Origin of the sequence: Lentzea aerocolonigenes (genome assembly GCF_000955955.1) — a bacterium.
GTDB classification, from domain to species: domain Bacteria; phylum Actinomycetota; class Actinomycetes; order Mycobacteriales; family Pseudonocardiaceae; genus Lentzea; species Lentzea aerocolonigenes_A.
In genome coordinates this window covers 1-17,173 of the sequence record NZ_JYJG01000010.1, presented here as the reverse complement: position 1 = coordinate 17,173, position 17,173 = coordinate 1, and the positions used below count along the sequence as shown (strand labels likewise).

Sequence of the window (17,173 nt, the reverse complement as noted above, 5' to 3'; positions counted from 1 at the left end):
AACGCCCCCAGGCCGTCGGACCTGGGGGCGTTCGTCGTTTCAGGACAGCCAGCTCTGGTTGCTCAGATCGTCGTCATCGTCGACGACCGGGCGCTGCGGCCGCCGGACTGCCGGGGGCTGCCGGACCGGTGGTGCCGGTGGCGCAGGAGGAGGCGACGGCGCCTGGTACACGGGCGCAACGGGCTCCGGGGTGGGAGCCGGGGACGACGGAGGCGCCCAGCCGCCCGGACGGAAGCCGGGCATGTCGTCCTGCTCCTCGTCCTCCTCGGTGCCGAACGCGAACTCGCCCGACTTCTTGTCCGTGGCCGCCGCGGTGCCCCAGCCGCCGGCCGCCTTCTGGCGACCGGCCATCTCGTGCAGCCTCGTCGCGACCTTGGCCGCGTTGGCGAGGTTCTGCTCGTTCTTCTCCTTGGCCTCGGCCAGCGTCTGGTCGACCTTGCGACCGGCCAGCTCCGCACGCTCGGAGTGTTCGCGGTTCGTGGCTTCGAACCGCGCTTCCAGAGCTCTGACTTCGTCCTGGACGCTCACGTCCGCGAGTCCTCCCCGAGCACGCCAACCGGACGGTTGAGCGGGTTGTTGTCGTCGTCGAACAACGAACCGGTGGTGCGCCACTGGCTCGCGCCGCGCTCGGTGTCACCGCCCTGCTGACCGCCGGCGCCACCGCCACCCATCATGCCGCCACCGCCCATCATCCCGCCGCCCATCATGCCGCCGGACGCGGGACCGGACGTGGGCTGGCCGTGCCCGTCCTGCATGGACGGCAGGTTCGCGGAACCCGCCTGACCGGCCTCGGACGCGTTGGTGTCGGCACCGATGCCGCTGTTGCTGTGGTCGCTCTGGGACGGCGTGCTCCAGGCGCTCTCCGCCGGTGCCGACCCGCCGAGCACGGACTCGCTGCCGTGCGAACCGCCACCGGTGAACGAGACACCGGACGTCGACGTGGTGTCCGAGGACGCGGCGTGGGCGAACTGCGGGCCCTCGCCGGAGATCCTGGGCTCGCCGACGCTCGGCATGATGCCGTTGTCCTGGATGTAGTTGCGCCCCATCGACTCCTGGAAGCGCTCGCCCACGTTCGGGTTCTCCTGCCCCGGCGGGCTCCACACCTGGTCGCCCTGTGCGGGCATGGTCTGGAAATCGGCCTGAGCCGGCATCGGCTGGAATCCGCCCTCGGCAGGCGCGGGCATCGTCTGGAACTGCCCGTCGGAAGCCTGCGGGAAGGCCTGGTCCGGCAGCGTCAACGGCTCGCCGATCCCCAGGTCACCGCTCATGCCGCCGCCACCACCTCGGCCCGTGTCACCCGCCGGATCGGTGCCCGCGGCGGGGTTGTCGTCCTCGCCGAAGCTCACGCCGATCTGGTCGGGCGTGCCGTCGCCGTTGTCCGCGCTGAGGTTGATCTCGCCGGTCTTGGCGTCGACCTCGGCGGTGAAGTTGACGCCGTCCTGCTCGATGTGGATCTTGCCGTCGGCGCCCACCTCGACCGGGATCGGGTTCGACTCCGAACCGGGCGCGCCCATGCCCGTGCCACCGGGGCCACCGGGGGTGCCGCCGCCGGGCGCAGGCGTGTTGCCCGTGGCGGGAGCACCCGGCGTCTGCGAGCCCTGGGCAGGCGTGCCGGTCAGCTGGTTGGCCATGCTGGTGATGGCCTGCGTGCCGTTCTGGCCCATCAGCGCCTTGGCGGCCTCGGGGTTCTTGCTGAAGTCGAGGTCGTAGGTCTTCGGGTCGCCCTTCGGCGTGTCGATCGTCATCTTCACGTGCCCGTTCGAGTCGGGCTCCGTGACCTTGATCGTGTTGTCACCGGCCTTGACCGTGACGGACTCGAGCTTCTCCTCGGGCTTCGGCTGGTCCGGCTTGCCGTCGCCGTCCTTGTCGTCGGGCTTGCCGTCGCCGTCGAGATCGTCGATCTTGCCGTCACCGTCGGTGTCGCCGGGCAGGTCCGGCTTGCCGTCGCCGTTCTTGTCGAGGGGGTTCTCCGGCTTGGGGATCTCCGGCATGCCGCCGCCACCACCGGAACCCGTGCCACCACCACCGCCACCACCGGTGCCGGTGCCGCCGCCACCGCCGGTCTTGCCCCCGCCGCCGGTCTTGTCGCCACCACCCTTGCCGTTACCGGTGCCCTGGGTCTGGCCGAGCACCTTGAACGGGTCCTCGTCCCTCTCGGCGAGGAACTTGTTCATGTTGGCCCAGTGCTCGTCGACGGCCTTCTTGGTGTCCTCGCACATCTTCTTGAACTGGTCGAGGATGCCGCCGCGGAACGCGTCGCAGAAACCCTTGCACCACTCGACGGCCTGCCGGGCGGCGTAGTCCTTGGTCTCGTCGTTCAGGTCGCAGTTGTCGTCGCCGACCATGTCCGCGACGGACTGCTGGCCCGGCTGGGTCGGCAGGAACGACGCGATCGTCTGGATGTCCTCGTCGCTCGCACCGCGGCCCTGCTTGGCCACCCGGATGATGACCTCGATCTCGGCGGGCGTGCGGTCGCAGATGCGGTCCTGGTACTTGTCCTGCAACCACTGCGTCTTCACCCGGACCGCCTGGGCGACCTTCGAGGACGCCATGCCCACGGCCTGCTCGGAGCCGGTCAGCGAGTCGGTGACGACGCGGACCTGCGCCTGGAACTTCCCGAAGAAGTCGCTCGACTTCTCCGAGGCCTTACCGGTCCAGTGGCTGTACAGACCGTTCATGTCGGTCTGCATCTTGTTCGCGGCGTCGGTGATCGCGCTGCGCGCCGTCGCCCACTCCTGGACCTCGGCCTCGAGCTTGGAGAACAGGATCCCCCGCTGCTCGTTCCACATGTCGATGACCTTGTCGTGCGTGTAGTCGCCGTTGCCCTTGCCGGCGACGCCGCACGCTTCCAGGTACTTGGGGATGAAGTTGTCGAACATCTTCAACGCGGGGTTGCCCTTGTCGATGATGTCGTCCGACTTCGCCACACCCGCGCTGTACGGACCGCCCTTGGACTGGTCGCGCAGCTGCTGCTTGCCCGCCTCGACCGCCGACTTGTCCGCGGCCGGGTCGCCGTTCTTCTCCTTGTCCGCCTTGGCGGACGCACGCGCGGCGTCGAGGGAGTCCTGGAGGTTGTCGTCCTCGTCGTCGGCCCAGCCGCGGTCCCAGTCGCCGAGCGAGAACTTCTTGTCGTACTCCTCGACGACCTTGTTCGCCTCGTCCTCGGTGAGGCCGGGCATGTCCTCGTCCTCTGCCCGGTCGAAGTACCGGAGGGCGAGTTCCTTGCGCTGCTCGAACGGGATGTTCGGGTTGTCGAGGAGCGCCTTGACTTCCTGCCAGGTGGGCTGCTCCACGACTAGCTCACCTTCTGCTTGTTCTCGGACTCGACCCACTCGTAGCCGCCCTTGCTCGCTTCGAGCCGGGCAGCGAGGTCAGCGCTCGCGGTGACGAAGCTCTGCGCGCACTTGGCGAGCTTCTGAATGCCGGTCTGGTACGCGGTGAACGCGGGATCGTGGACCTTCCCGAAGTCGAGCTTCTGCATGTCGGTCTGGGCGATCTTGTCGCTGGAGGCCTTGGTGCCCTCACCGGCACCGCGCACCTTCCCGGCGACCGCGCCCATCTCCTCCGGGCTAGTACCGAAGCCGGCCACCCGAACTCCCCTCCGTGGCCTCGCGCCACACCCCGTAGAACATCCGCCGGTGTGAACCGGCATTCCCCAGTCCGACGTAACAGCGTTGCATCCGGTTCCCATGTTCGCAGGCCACGGGCCTCACGCGCGGGGGAACAGCGGCGTCGCTTGCACTTGCGAACGCGCGATCGGTGATCACCACTGGTTGGGCGGCGGAGGCTGCTGGCCAGGCGGTTGCGTCGGCCACTGCTGACCTTGCGGTGGCTGCTGGGGCCACGGCTGACCGGGCGGCGGCCCCTGCAGCGGGTACGGACCCTGAGGATGCGGCGGATAGCCCTGCTGGGGCGGGTACGGCGGCTTCTTGCGCCTCGACAGCACGACCGCGAGCACGACACCGCCCGCGGCCAGGACGAACAGGATGATCAGCAGTTCGATCGGTCCGATGTTGCCCACGGCCGGGCACCTCCCAGATCCTCTAGTGGACCGAGGAAACCACACCCGCCAGACGCTGCGCTGCCGACTCCGCCTGTTCGTGACTCGTCGCCTCGACCATCACCCGCACGAGCTGCTCGGTTCCGGACGGGCGCAGCAGCACCCGGCCGGTGTCGCCCAGTTCGGCCTCGACGGCGGCGACGGCCTCGCTGACCGAGGTGGCCTTCGCCACCGCGGCCTTGTCCGAGACCTTCACGTTGATCAGGACCTGCGGCAGGCGGCGCATCACCGAGGCGAGGTCGGCGAGCGACTTGCCGGTCTCGGCCATGCGGGCCATCAGGCGCAGCGCGGTGAGCAGGCCGTCGCCGGTGGTGGCGTGCGCGGGCAGCACGACGTGGCCGGACTGCTCGCCGCCGAGCGAGTAACCGCCGGCCTTGAGGTCCTGCAGCACGTACCGGTCGCCGACCGCGGTGGTGCGCAGGCGGATCTTCTCCGCCTTCATGGCGAGGTGCAGGCCGAGGTTGCTCATCACCGTGGCGACGAGGGTGTCCTCGTACAGCTCGCCGGCGTCGCGCATGGCGAGCGCGAGGATCGCCAGGATCTGGTCGCCGTCGACGCTGTTGCCCTCGGCGTCCACGGCGAGGCAGCGGTCGGCGTCACCGTCGTGCGCGATGCCGAGGTCGGCACCGTGCTCGCGGACCGCGGCGGCCACGACGTCGATGTGCGTCGAGCCACAGCCGTCGTTGATGTTGAGGCCGTCCGGGCTCGCGTGGATCGCGATCACCTCGGCGCCGGCGCGGCGGTAGGCGTCCGGTGCGGCCACCGACGCGGCACCGTTCGCGCAGTCCACCACGACCTTGAGGCCGTCGAGGCGGTGCGGAGTGACCTTGAGCAGGTGCTCGACGTACTGGGTCTCGGCGTCGACGACGTCGCGCACCCTGCCGATCGCGGCACCGGTCGGCCGCTCGAAGCCCGTGCCCATGTGCTGCTCGATCTCGTCCTCGACCTCGTCGGGCAGCTTGTGGCCACCCGCGGCGAAGAGCTTGATCCCGTTGTCCGGCATCGCGTTGTGCGACGCGGAGATCATCACGCCGATGTCGGCACCGAGCGCGGCGACCAGGTGCGCGACGGCCGGGGTGGGCAGCGCGCCGACCCGCAGGACGTCCGCGCCGGCCGAGGTGAGGCCCGCGGTGACGGCGGCGTCGAGCATCTCGCTGCTCGCCCTGGGGTCGCGGCCGACGACGGCGACCGGGCGGTGGGAACGGTCGTGCTCGGCGAGCACGCGTGCCGCTGCGGCGGCGACGGACATCGCGAGCTCGGGGGTGAGATCGGCGTTGGCGAGACCGCGCACTCCGTCGGTGCCGAACAGGCGGGCCATGAATCCTCCGATATGGACACTGCAAGGCGGCGGGAAAGACCCGGAAAACACTGCGGGAGCAGCAGTTCGAGTTGAACTGCTGCTCCCGCAGGTACAGCTGACGCGTTAGATCAACGCTTGGAGTACTGAGGCGCCTTGCGGGCCTTCTTCAGACCGTACTTCTTGCGCTCCTTGACCCTCGGGTCACGGGTGAGGAAGCCGGCCTTCTTCAGGACCGGGCGGTCCTCGGAGTCGACGGCGATCAGCGCACGCGCGATGGCGAGACGCAGCGCACCGGCCTGGCCGGTGATGCCGCCGCCACGCAGGTTCGCGATGACGTCGAAGGTCTCGGGCTTCTCCGTGGTGACGAGCGGCTCCTTGATGAGCTGCTGGTGCACCTTGTTCGGGAAGTAGTCCTCGAGGGCCTTGCCGTTGAGGGTGAACTTGCCGGTGCCGGGCACGAGGCGGACGCGGACGACAGCCTCCTTGCGGCGGCCGACGGTCTGGGCGAGGTGCGCGGCGCCGTTCAGCGAGGGCGCGACCACCGGCGCGGAGGTCTCCACGACCTCAGCCTCGGCGGCCTCGGCCTCGGGAGCCTCGACGACCTCGGCCTCGACCTCGACAGCCTCGACCTCAGGGGTCTCGACCTCGGGGGTCTCGTTCTCAGGGGTGGTCACAGGAACTTCCTCGGTGTACTCGTCGCTCACTGGGCGATCTTCTTGATCTCGAAGGCCTGCGGCTGCTGGGCCGCGTGCGGGTGGTTCGGTCCGCTGTAGACCTTGAGCTTGTTCGCGATCTGACGGCCCAGGCGGTTCTTGGGCAGCATGCCCTTGATCGCCTTCTCGACCAGCCGGTCAGAGCGGGTGTCCAGCAGCTCGCCGAAGGACTGCTTGCGCAGACCACCGGGGAAGCCGGAGTGGCGGTACTGGAACGCCTGGTCGCGCTTCGCACCGGTCAGGGCGACCTTGTCAGCGTTGATGACGATGACGAAGTCACCGGTGTCAACGTGAGGGGCGTAAGTCGGCTTGTGCTTGCCGCGCAGCAGCGTCGCGGCCTGGGTGGCGAGCCGGCCGAGCACCACGTCCTGGGCGTCGATCACGTGCCAGGTGCGGGTCACCTCACCGGGCTTCGGGCTGTACGTGCGCACGGATCTACCTCGTCGTCACTAGCGTCTGGGGTCACTGGCGGCGGTTGCCCCAGACCGATCTTGGACGAACCAAGCGGTGGTTCCGAGACAGGCGCGGCACACACAGGCGCCAGCTACCGCACAACAACGTAAGAAGATACCGGATGGGTGGTGCGGGGACCAAAACGGCCCCTCCGAACACCCCTTCTCCGGACGTACGCGAGCCCCGGACCACGTGGTTCCGGGGCTCGCGAGGGGTCTAGCTGAACCGCAGCGTCTTACCAGCGGTTGACGTTCTGCTGCTCGGCCGCCTGATAGGCGTCGGCGGCGTCACGGACGGCGATACCGATGGACGAGAGGACTGCCTGCAGGTCGGCGGCTGCGGCATCCCACGCGCGCTGCTTCTCGGCGTAGGCCTCCTTCGCGGCACCTTCGTAGTTCGCGGTGACCTTCGCGACTGCGGACTTGAGGTCCTCCAGCTGCGTCTGGACCTGCTGCGCTGAGCTGCTGATGGTGCCCGCGACGTTCTGAAGCTCGGCGAAAGTGACCTTGACCTGACCACTACTCATTTTGATTTCTCCCCTAAAAGTTTATGACGCGAAAGCGAAAGCCGAGCAGAATCAGAGACGGTTCGAAATCTGCGTGGAGAGCTGGGTCGCTTCCTCTTCCTGCTTGATGTAGGTCTGAGCACTGCCGCTCATCTGCTCAGCAATGCCGCGCAGCGCCTCCTGGAGCTTCGACGCGTCCTCGTGGAAGCGCCCCATCAGGCTGGCGAAGGCCTGCGCGGCGCCACCCTGCCAGCTGGACGCGATGCCATCGACAGCGTTCGAGACGGTGCGCAGCGTGGCCTGCGTGTCGCCATCCACAGAGATGATCTGCTTCGCCAGTGCGTCAAGCTCTTCAGCAGACGCGCCATATCCACCAGCACCCATTGGGAGATCCCCCTTTAGAGAACTTCAGGTCGTACTTCTTGGTTCGTACGCCTCTTCCGACGAGGACCCTGCCACGTCGGTTCCGCCCTGTCGCGACTTCATCGGAAGTAGTTGCTCTAGTAAACGGCTCCGGGTGAAACCCGGTGTCAGTAGAGGATTCGCGACTGCGAAAAGTCCTCGTCATCGTCACCCACACGGGGAAGCTGGCCACTCGGACCGGCGACGGCGGCAGAACCGAGAGTGGCCGAAGACGCAGTCTCAACTGGTGCGGGAGCCTGCGGAGCGGTCAACTCGGCGGCGTCAGGCGTCTGCTCGACAGGCAGCCCGCGGTCGCCGCGGAACCCGGTGGCCGCCTCTCGAACGTCGAGAGAAGTGGCCTGCGCACCGGGTTCGACGCTGCGTTCACGGGCCTGCCTGGCCAGGTCACGCGTGCGTTCCCGCAGCTTGGCGTTGCGTTCACCGATCTCACCGGCGGCGCGACGGGCGCGAGTGGCGGCTTCGCCAACCTCGGCACGGAACCGGGCGAGGACCTCGTTGGCGGACATCGGCAACTCCCCTGACGGTGCTTACTGCGGCCTGATGACGAGCGAGCGGACGATCTGCTCGCAGGCGGCGCCGACCTGCGCCTTGCCCGCGTGGGTGGCCTGGCAGCCCACGCTCACCTGGGCCTTGCCGGCGAACTGGATGTACCAGTCCACAGCGGCGCCGCTCACTTCTTCGCGATAGTGAACAACAGACTTGCCCGCGAATGTGGTCGCTTCAGCAAATCCGGAGACCTTGTCGCCGTCCGCCACGCGCTTGTCGTATTGGTCGTGCAGTTCTTTCAACGCGCGCGGATGATCCGCGTCACTGTTGTAGACAAGTGTTTGCTCTTGCACAGCAATGCGATCCACTGGCGAATCCGGACCAGACGTTTTGCGGTCGATCGGTTGCAAAAGCACCTGCCGGTCGTTCGCGGCTCCGCCCGTCTGCTCCCATCCATCAGGACGGGTGAACTTGTAGTCGTAAACAGCGATCTGATTGACCGGCGGATTCGTCTGCTGCTGCGCCTTCTCGCGGTTCAGCCAGTAGTAACCACCGGCTCCGGCCGCGGCGAGCACAACGACCACGCCGATCGTGACGAACAGCGGCGCCTTGCTCTTCTTCTTCGACGGCTGCGGGGCCGCGGGGAAGGCGGTGGGGAACTGTGAGGCGGGCGGCGGCGTGATCCGACGGGTGATCTTGCGGGTGGCGTCGTCCGTCACCCGGAGGTTGTGGGTTACGTCACCAGGGTTGCCCTGCGGCGCCTTCTGCTGGGCGACGCCCCCGGTCCGCTCCGGGTCGAGGCTAACGGCCCGCAGCGCGCCGCGGGCGACGACGGTCTCCGGCTGATCGATGCTCGTCGGCACCACACGGATGTGCTCGTGGACCAGCCGCGCGACGAGCGGGATCCGGCTCGACCCGCCGACCAGGAACACCCCGGCCAGCTGCTGCGGTGCGAGACCTGCGTCACGCACCGCGGCACCGACCAGCGCAGCCGCCCTGTTCAACGGCGCGGTGATCAGCTGTTCCAGATCCGATCGGGTGACGTGGGCGTCCGGGAACGGCGGCGGCATCGGCACGTCGGTGTAGGCGTGCCGGGACAGCGTCTCCTTCGCACCCCGGACGTCCTGCCGCAGTACCCGCCGCTTGCGCCGGTCGGCCATCTCCCGGCCTTCGACGAGCTGCCGCCACGCCTCGGGGTCCTTGGCCGCGACCAGCCCGCCGACGTGCTCCAGCAACGCCTGGTCGACATCCGCACCGCCGAAGCTCGGGTCGCCCTTGGCCGACAGCACCCGGAAGCTCTTGCCCGTGCGCGTCACCACACTCGCGTCGACCGTTCCGCCACCGAGGTCGAGCACGGCCAGTGAGGCACCGTCCGGAACGGAGTGGCTCGCGGAGTGGAAGACGGCGGCCGCGACGGGCTCCGGCACGAGCACCAGCTCACGGCCGAGCCCCCGCGCCGCCTGAATCAGCACTCGGGTGCGGACGGTTCCCCAGTCCGCGGGGTGGGTCAGCACGAGAAGGTCGACCGGCGCCCCGCCACCGACCCGGCGCGCTTCGCCGACCGCACGGGTCAGCACCGCGCGCACAACGTCGACCACGGGCAGAACAGTGCTGCCCAGCAGCAACTCGCCCTCGTCGACACGGCGCTTCGGGTGCGGCTCGTAGCGGGCGGGGTCGACTGCGGCCTGGCGTTCGGCCTCCTGACCGACGAACAACGTCCCGTCGGCGGCGGCGAAAACGGCGGACGGCACCAGCGGCTGGCCGTCGAACACGACGACCTGCGGCTCCCGGCCGTGGGCCGAAACGGCTACGCAGGTGCTCGACGTGCCGAAGTCGACCGCGACGTGCAGGCTCATGCACCTTCCCCTCTTCCGGGCACATGCTTACCCGATGAGGCAGGCCGGGACGACACGGATGGCAAACCTCGCCTCACTCCGTCGCGTTCACTTCAGCGCCGCCAGCCGCGCGGACAGCTCATCTGCGCGACGATCGTTCACAGCACGCCTGATATCGATGGCCCGCTTCCATTCCAGCGCGGCTTCGTCAACCCGGCCCTGACCTATCAGCACCTCACCTATCAGCACCAGTCCTTCGGTCATGCCCGCGGTGTCACCAACCCGCTCCAGCTCTTCCACGACTGCGCGCAGCTCCGGCTCAGCTTCGACATACCTGCCAAGGCCGGCGAGTGCCTGGGCTCGATAGCCACGCATACGGGTGATGAGGTACTCGTCGCCGTGCCGCGCGGCGAGGACGGCTGCTCGATCGGCTGCTCGCAGCGCCTCTGACCACCGTCCGTCACGGTTGAACCGACTGGCGAAGTTGCCGTGGAAAATGATCTGCCGGTAGACGTCATCGATCTCGATCGCAACGGCGAGCGCCTCGCGGAGGGTGGCGTCTGCCTCGTCGTGTCGTCCAAGAAGAGCGTAGAGCGTGGAAATGTTGCCCAGTGCACGGGAGAGCGTGACTCGATCGTCCTCATCCCGGGCGAGCTGCAGCCCCACCTCATAGCTGCGGAGTGCGTCGTCATGACGACCGAGGTAGGTGTAAACCACAGCAAGCTTGATGTGGAGGTCCGCCTGCTCGACCGCAGAGCCGAAGCCGCGCACCGCCTCGAAGAGATCGATCGCGTCGTGCCAGTGCGTGTTGTCGACGACGATGTAGCTGTGCAGGAAGACGGCGATCAACAGGGCTTGCCGCTCCCAGCGCCGCGTGATCGCCGAGAACGCGATGGCTTTGAGATTGGCCCACTCCTGGCGACGCCAGCTGAGCGCGTCGAACCACGAGGAGAAGCCTTGCGGCAGTACACCGGATGTCAGCTCTCCGGCGCTCACGGCCATCCGTGAAGCGTCGTGTGACGTTGCGTTCTCGAGGGTGTGGACGTACCACTCGGTCACCCGCAGCGCCGCTTCCTCGTCATCACCGCAGAGCTCAGCCGAGTACGCGCGCAACAGGTCGTGCAGGTCGTACCGGCCGGGAGCGCGCGACTGGACCAGGTGATCGGCGACCAGCCGCTCCAGCAGCCGACGGGCCTGGGCGACGGAGACACCGGCGAGCGCGGCCACCGCGCTGACGTCGAACTCCGGGCCAGGATGCACTGACAGCAGCCGGAACAAGCGCTGCGACTCGGGATCGAGCGCCCGGTACGACCACGAGAACACTGTCCGCACGTCGACGTCGTCGTAGTCGGTCAGTGCATCGAGCCGCGCGCTTTCCAGCTCTGCCACGAACTCCCGCAGCGCGACGTCCGGGAATCGCGCGACCCGTTCCGCGAACACCCGCAGTGCCAACGGCAAACCGGTGCAGCGCTCGACGATCTCGCGCGCGGCCACTGGCGCGGCATCGACCCGTTCCTCACCCAGCACGGCGGCGAGCAGCGTCCGTGCCGCGTCGAAGTCCAGCTGGCGCAAGCTGATCGCGGTGGCGTCGTGCTGAGAAACGAGCCCCCGCAGCTGGTTGCGGCTCGTGACCACCGCCCGTACGCCGACGGCTCCCGGCAGCAGCGGCAGCACCTGGCGTGGCGAGGAGGCGTTGTCGAGGACGAGCAGCAGGCGCCGGTCGACGAGCGTGGTGCGCAGCAACGCGAACCGCGCTTCCGCGCTCGCGGGGATGTCCCGCACGCCCAGGCCGACCAGCATCGCCTCGGCCGCGGTCGCGGGGTCCACGGGCTGCGCGTCGGCGTCGAAGCCTCGCAGGTTCACGTACAGGTCGCCGTCCGGGAACTGGTCCCGCCTCTGGCGTCCCCAGTGCAGCACCAGCGCGGTCTTGCCCACTCCGCCCACACCGTGCACGACCGAGACACCGCCGGCCTCGTCGAGCGACCTGAGCTCCGCCTCACGGCCGACGAAGTTGCGCACACCGGCGGGCAGCTGGCGGGGCACCTGCCGTCCGCCGGCCGGCACCTCCGCACGCAGGATCTGCTGGTGCAGCTCCTGCAGCGGCTGACCGGGGTCGACACCCAGCTCGTCCGCGAACTTCTCCCGCACCTTTTGGTAGACCGTGAGCGCCTCGGCCTGCTGACCCGCTCGGTACAGGGCGAGCATCAGGTGCCGCCAGAACGACTCGCGCAACGGGTGATCCGCGACAAGCGACCGCAGCTCGGCCACCAGCTCGCGGCCGAGGCCTCGGTCGAGGTCGGCCTCCACGCGCAGTTCCAGAGCGTGCAGCCGTTCGTGGGCCAGCCGTGGCACGTCCTCGCGGTGCAGCGCGTCGGACTTGACGTTGGCCAGCAGCGGGCCGCGCCACAACGCCATTGCCGCACCGAGGTCGCCAGAACCCACCAGCGCCCGGAACCTCGACAGGTCGAGGTCGTCGGGTTCGACCACGGCCAGATAGCCGCCGGAACGGGTCTGCACGCGGTCCGCCGCCCCTAGCGCGGACCTCAACCGCGCCACCACCATCTGCAACGACTTGCGCCCGCGACGACCGGGCGGCGGCGCACCGTCCCAGACCCGTTCGACCAGCTCGTCGACCGGCACGAACTGGTTGGCGCGCAACAACAGCGTGGCGAGCAGTACCCGGCCGCGACCGGCCGGCACCGCGACCGGCTCGCCGTCGAGCAGCACCTCCAGCGGGCCCAGGACCCGGAACTCGACGCTCACCGATCACGCCCCTCGACGGGCCTCCGCCAGTGCGACCCGCAGTCGTTCTTCCGCATCAGCGTCGCCAGCATCTCCGTAATCCTCCAGGCCCGCAGTGGCAACGTCGATCACCCTGCCGTGCAGGCCGAGTGCGAGTGTCGCCTCGGCGAGCACGGCCACAGCACGCAGCGCGCCGCGCCGCTCGCCGAGGTTCTCGAACATGGAAAGGGCTTTCTCCGCATCGACCAGAGCGGCGGCGGCATCGCCCTGGGCGAGGTCGACCTGCGCCACACTGGTCGTGCAGTAGGCGACACCGCGGTTGTCGCCGAGTTTCGTCGCCAGCTCCAGCGCCTCCCGGAAGGCCGCACTCGCCCGCTCCAGATCGCCGTTGACCATCGCGTCCGACGCGATCCGGTGGAGCACCAGCGCGATTTCCGACGGGTTTCCGCTGCTCCGGCTGATCGCCAGGGCCTCGTCCATGATCACCGCAGACTCCGCGTGACGGCCTTCGGTTGCGAGCATCGTGCCGAGTTCGCGCAGGGAGCTCGACAGCACGCTTGCGCGACCACTCGCCTGGGCCGCGACCACCGCGCGTTCCGCGAGCGCCACCTGCGGCTTTCCGGTGTGAACCATTCGGTAATAGGCCAACGCCCCCAACGAGACCGCCAGCTCGGCCTGAGCATCCATGGCTTCAAAGGCGTCGACACAGCGCGAGTACCGGGTGAGGATTTCTTCGGTGATACCGCGCATCACCAACTGGCCCGTCAGGTCGAGCTCGCAACGCCACGCCACCAGCTCGTCGCCGTCCGCGAACGCGGCCTCCTGCACCAGTTCCCGCAGCTGCACCACCCGGTCGTACGAGTAGCAGACGTCGAGGAGCGAAAGCGCCCGGTCGGTGAGGTTGGCGGCGTCGGAGATCCAGTTCCTCCGCAGGCAGTACATGATCGCGCGGTCGATGTTGACCATCTCGGCGACCAGGAAGTTGTCGTCGCGGCCGGCCAGCCGTTCAATCTCCGCGCGGTCCAGCAGCGCGGAGTGGGCGATGGGCTGCGGCGGCACCTCGTCGCCCCCATTCCAGTCGTCACTCGCCACGTCGACGAGGGTCAGCAGGAGGCCGACGTAGTCACGCATGGCCGCATCGACAACCTGCTCGTCCTCGGCGCGCACGAGTTCGGCGGCGTACACCGCGAGCAGGTCGTGCAGGCGGTACCGGGGCTCACCGGTCACGTCGAGACCGACCTCGTCGAGCAGGTTGGCCTCTACCAGCCGTTCGACGAGCCGCTCGCCGTCGCCACCTGCCAGCACGCCGATCGTCCACGAGGCCACGTCTGTCGCACCCAGGAGTCCGAGCCTGCGGAACGCCGTCGCCGCGTCGCCGGGCAGTGCCTCGTAGCTGGGACCGAATGTCGCACGAACCTCCAGATCACCCATAGTCAGCTCGTCCAGACGATGGCGTTCATCGGACAACCTGCGTGCCAGCGACCCCAACGGCAATGATTCGCGCGCGGCGAGACGTGCACCCGCGACCCGCAAGGCCAGCGGGAGGCCGCCGCACGCACCCACGATCGCACCCACCGCGGCGTGGTCCGTGCCGGCCCTTTCGACGCCAAGGATCGACGCCAACAGCTCAATCCCGTCCGCGGCGGCGAGTGGAGGCACTCGCAGGGTCTGCGCGCCTTCGACCTGGACGAGCTGCTGGCGGCTGCTGATCAGAACTGCGCAGCTGGCCGTTCCTGGCAACAATGGCCTGACCTGGTCTGGCCCCGCCGCGTCGTCCAGCACCACGAGCATCGCGCGATCTGCCAGCCGAGCCCGGAACGCAGCACTGCGGGCCTCCACACCGTCCGGAATGGTCGAGACGTGCGCATCCAGGGCCAGCAGCAGCTCGGCGAGCACCTCAGCCGGTTCGCGAGGACTGCCACCGGCACCGTTGAGGCGGACGAACAGCTGGCCGTCCGGGAAGCGGTCACGCAGCCGATGAGCAGCCTTGATCGTGAACGCGCTCTTGCCAACCCCTGGTGCTCCGGTCAGGACGACGACCGGCATGCCCGGAGCAACAAGCCGTTCCTCGACCTCGCGGAACATCTCCGTGCGGCCCACGAACCCGGCCGTGTCGGGTGGGAGCTGGCACAACGCCTTCCGCGGGCCAGGCGCCTCGCCGTTGAGCAGTGCGAGGTGCAGCCGACTTAGTTCCGGAGACGGGTCAACGCCCAGCTCGTCGCTCAGCAGCGCGGTGATCTCGCGGTAGCTCTCCAGCGCCTCCGCCTGCCGTCCTGAGCGGTAAAGCGCCACCATCCGCTGTGCCCAGAACCGTTCGCGCAACGGGTGCCGCCGCGTCAGCTCGATCAGCTCGGCCACCAGACCGCTCGTCCGGCCGCCGTCCAAATCGGCTTGGATCCGGTGTTCGAGTGCGTCGAGGCGCTCGGCTTCGAGGCGCGGCACGTCGTCGCGGTGCAACGTCTCCGAGGCGACGTCGGCCAGCGCGGGACCACGCCAGAGCCGTGAGGCGGCGGCGAAGTCACCCGCCTTCACCAGCGCCCGGAACCGCAGCAGGTCCAGCTCCTCCTGCCGCACCTCGACCAGGTAACCACCTGGAGTCGTGCGCACACGGTTGGCGTCGCCGAGCGCCTGTCTGAGCCGCAGCACCGTCGTCTGCAAGGTCTTGTGTGCACGATCCGGGGTTGGCGGTTCGCCTTCCCACAGGCGGTCGATCAGCTCGTGCATCGACACAAACTGGTTGGGGCGCAACAACAGCGTGGCCAGCAGCGCACGACCGCGTCCACCGGGGACGGTCATGGGCTCGCCGTCGAGCAGCACTTCGAGGGACCCGAGCACGCGGAACTCGACAGTCACCGTCCAGCCTCCAGCTCCCGCAGCCGCTCGACCAGCTCGACCACCCTCGAGTCGTCGAGAGCTCGCCACAGTTCCACCGCGCGCCGCCACGCCGTCACGGCGGCGTCGCGCTGGTCCAGCCGCAGCAGCACGTGACCGAGGTGACGCAACGCCTCGCCCTCGTTCTCCCGGTCGCCGAACTTCACCGTCACCTCGATCGCGAACTCCAGCGCGCTCACCGCCTCGTCGAGCCTCCCGACTCCGGCCAGTGCTTCGCCGTGCATGGTGTGGATGCGCCCGTGGGTGAACTCGTCTCCGAAGTTCGCGGCGATGGCGACGGCCGCAGTGCTGTGGTCGACCGCTTCGGCGTAGCGCCCGAGACGGCTCAGGATGAGGCTCGTGTTGGCACGCGCGACACACTCCAGGTACGGCTCGTCGAACTCGGCGAGCATCGCGAAACCGTCAAGAGACCTGGCGAGCGCATCCTCCAGCCGGCCCAGACGTTCGTAGGCACCGACCATGTTCAGCGTGGCGACCACCTCAGCGCGCCGGTCGCCGGACTCGCGGGCGAACAGCAATGCCTTCTCGTAGACGCCCAGTGCCTCCTCGAGGCGGCCGCAGTGTCCGTACAGGGCGGCCAGTTTGACCTGCAGCACCGCCTGTTCCTGGGCCGTGCCGAAGGTGATCACCCGCTCGAACAGCTCGACGGCCTCCGGACGGCGTCCCGTGTCGATGTTGAGGTACCGGGACAGGTGGGCAGGAACCAGCATGGCGAGCCTGGTCCAGCCGCGCGTGATCGCCGCCCGCGTCACGGCCTTGAGGTTGTCCCACTCGTTGCGGACCCAGGACATCGAGTCGAACGCCGAGCAGAACCTCTGCGGCACCACGCCGGAGGTGATCTCGCCCGCGTCCACCCGTTGCTTGACGCCCTTCACCTGCTCGGAAGCCTTCACCAGGGTGTGGACGTACCATTCGGTGAGCTGCAGCGCCGCCGTCTCGTCGTCGTGGCACAGTTCGTTCGAGTAGGCGCGCAACAGGTCGTGCAGGTCGTATCGGCCAGGAGACCGTGACTGCACGAGGTGATCGGCCACAAGCCGTTCAAGCAGCCGACGTGCCTGAGCGATCGGGACTCCGGCCAACGCTGCCGCGGCACCGACGTCGAAGTCCTGTCCCGGGTGGACGGACAGCAACCGGAACATCCGGGCCGACTCGTCGTCCAGGGCCTGGTAAGACCAGCTGAACACCGAGCGCACGTCCACGTCGCCGAAGTCGCTCAACATGTCCAGCCGCGCAGCGTCCAGTTCCGCGACGAACTCCCGCAACGAGGTGTCCGGAAAACGCGCAACCCGCTCGGCGACCACGCGCAACGCGATCGGCAGCCCGGCACAGCGCTCGACGAGCGCGTGCGCGCCCTCGGGCTCGGCGTCGAGACGTGACTCGCCGGTCACCGCGGCGAGCAACAACCGTGCAGCGGTGAAGTCCAGCTGCCGCAGTCCGATCGCCGTCGCATCGTGCTGGGACACCAACGCGCGCAGCTGGTTGCGGCTCGTCACGACCACCCGTACACCCGCCGCACCAGGCAGCAGCGGCACGACCTGGCGGCTGGATGCGGCGTTGTCCAGCACAAGCAACAAGCGGCGCTCGGCCATCGTGGTGCGCAGAAGTGCGAATCGCGCGTCCGGATCCGCTGGGACCTCGTCCACCCCCATGCCGACCAGCAACACCTCCGCCGCAGCGGCGGGTTCGAGCGGGGCCACCTCCGGATCGAACCCGCGCAGGTTCACGTAGAGGTCGCCGTCCGGGAAACGATCACGAACCTCCCGC

General features: G+C 68.7%; 14 protein-coding genes. All 14 read right to left on the bottom strand.

The window, feature by feature from the left end; all coding sequences use genetic code 11:
• Nucleotides 1-39: 39 nt before the first annotated feature.
• Nucleotides 40-528 (bottom strand): hypothetical protein, encoded by a 489-nt coding sequence (locus tag UK23_RS03375; protein ID WP_045309851.1) that lies wholly within the window; start codon nt 526-528, stop codon nt 40-42.
• Nucleotides 525-3,293, bottom strand: coding sequence for a WXG100 family type VII secretion target (locus UK23_RS03370; protein ID WP_045309850.1), 2,769 nt, complete (start codon nt 3,291-3,293; stop codon nt 525-527). The genes UK23_RS03375 and UK23_RS03370 overlap by 4 nt, the downstream gene beginning before the upstream one ends.
• 2 nt (nt 3,294-3,295) lie before the next feature.
• Nucleotides 3,296-3,589, bottom strand: a complete 294-nt coding sequence (locus UK23_RS03365) for a type VII secretion target (RefSeq protein WP_196777593.1) — start codon at nt 3,587-3,589, stop codon at nt 3,296-3,298.
• 174 nt (nt 3,590-3,763) lie between these two features.
• Nucleotides 3,764-4,021, bottom strand: a complete 258-nt coding sequence (locus UK23_RS03360; RefSeq protein WP_196777592.1) for a hypothetical protein — start codon at nt 4,019-4,021, stop codon at nt 3,764-3,766.
• Nucleotides 4,022-4,043: 22 nt separating this feature from the next.
• The gene (gene glmM, locus UK23_RS03355; protein WP_045309848.1) at nt 4,044-5,378 is read right to left on the bottom strand and encodes a phosphoglucosamine mutase; all 1,335 of its coding nucleotides are present in this window, start codon (nt 5,376-5,378) and stop codon (nt 4,044-4,046) included.
• Nucleotides 5,379-5,488: 110 nt separating this feature from the next.
• On the bottom strand, nt 5,489-6,034 hold the full coding sequence (gene rpsI, locus UK23_RS03350) for a 30S ribosomal protein S9 (protein WP_052684326.1): 546 nt from the start codon (nt 6,032-6,034) through the stop codon (nt 5,489-5,491).
• 26 nt (nt 6,035-6,060) lie between these two features.
• Complete coding sequence (rplM, locus tag UK23_RS03345; protein WP_045309847.1) at nt 6,061-6,504, bottom strand: 50S ribosomal protein L13; 444 nt, start codon at nt 6,502-6,504, stop codon at nt 6,061-6,063.
• 257 nt (nt 6,505-6,761) lie between these two features.
• On the bottom strand, nt 6,762-7,052 hold the full coding sequence (locus UK23_RS03340; RefSeq protein WP_045309846.1) for a WXG100 family type VII secretion target: 291 nt from the start codon (nt 7,050-7,052) through the stop codon (nt 6,762-6,764).
• A 51-nt stretch (nt 7,053-7,103) separates the two neighbouring features.
• Nucleotides 7,104-7,415 carry a WXG100 family type VII secretion target gene (locus UK23_RS03335; RefSeq protein ID WP_045309845.1) on the bottom strand — a complete coding sequence of 104 codons (312 nt, stop codon included), beginning with the start codon at nt 7,413-7,415 and terminating at the stop codon, nt 7,104-7,106.
• A gap of 146 nt (nt 7,416-7,561) precedes the next feature.
• Nucleotides 7,562-7,960: a hypothetical protein gene (locus UK23_RS48195; RefSeq protein WP_052684321.1), complete on the bottom strand. Its 399-nt coding sequence runs from the start codon at nt 7,958-7,960 to the stop codon at nt 7,562-7,564.
• A 21-nt stretch (nt 7,961-7,981) separates the two neighbouring features.
• Nucleotides 7,982-9,796, bottom strand: coding sequence for a type VII secretion-associated protein (locus UK23_RS03325; RefSeq protein ID WP_045309844.1), 1,815 nt, complete (start codon nt 9,794-9,796; stop codon nt 7,982-7,984).
• Nucleotides 9,797-9,883: 87 nt separating this feature from the next.
• Nucleotides 9,884-12,538 carry an AfsR/SARP family transcriptional regulator gene (locus UK23_RS48190; protein ID WP_052684320.1) on the bottom strand — a complete coding sequence of 885 codons (2,655 nt, stop codon included), beginning with the start codon at nt 12,536-12,538 and terminating at the stop codon, nt 9,884-9,886.
• A gap of 3 nt (nt 12,539-12,541) precedes the next feature.
• Entirely contained in the window at nt 12,542-15,370 is a 2,829-nt protein-coding gene (locus tag UK23_RS03315) for an AfsR/SARP family transcriptional regulator (RefSeq protein ID WP_052684319.1), read from the bottom strand.
• Nucleotides 15,367-17,173 (bottom strand): tetratricopeptide repeat protein (locus UK23_RS03310; RefSeq protein WP_045309843.1); only part of this gene is annotated, 1,807 nt, incomplete at its 5' end. The genes UK23_RS03310 and UK23_RS03315, both read right to left, overlap by 4 nt.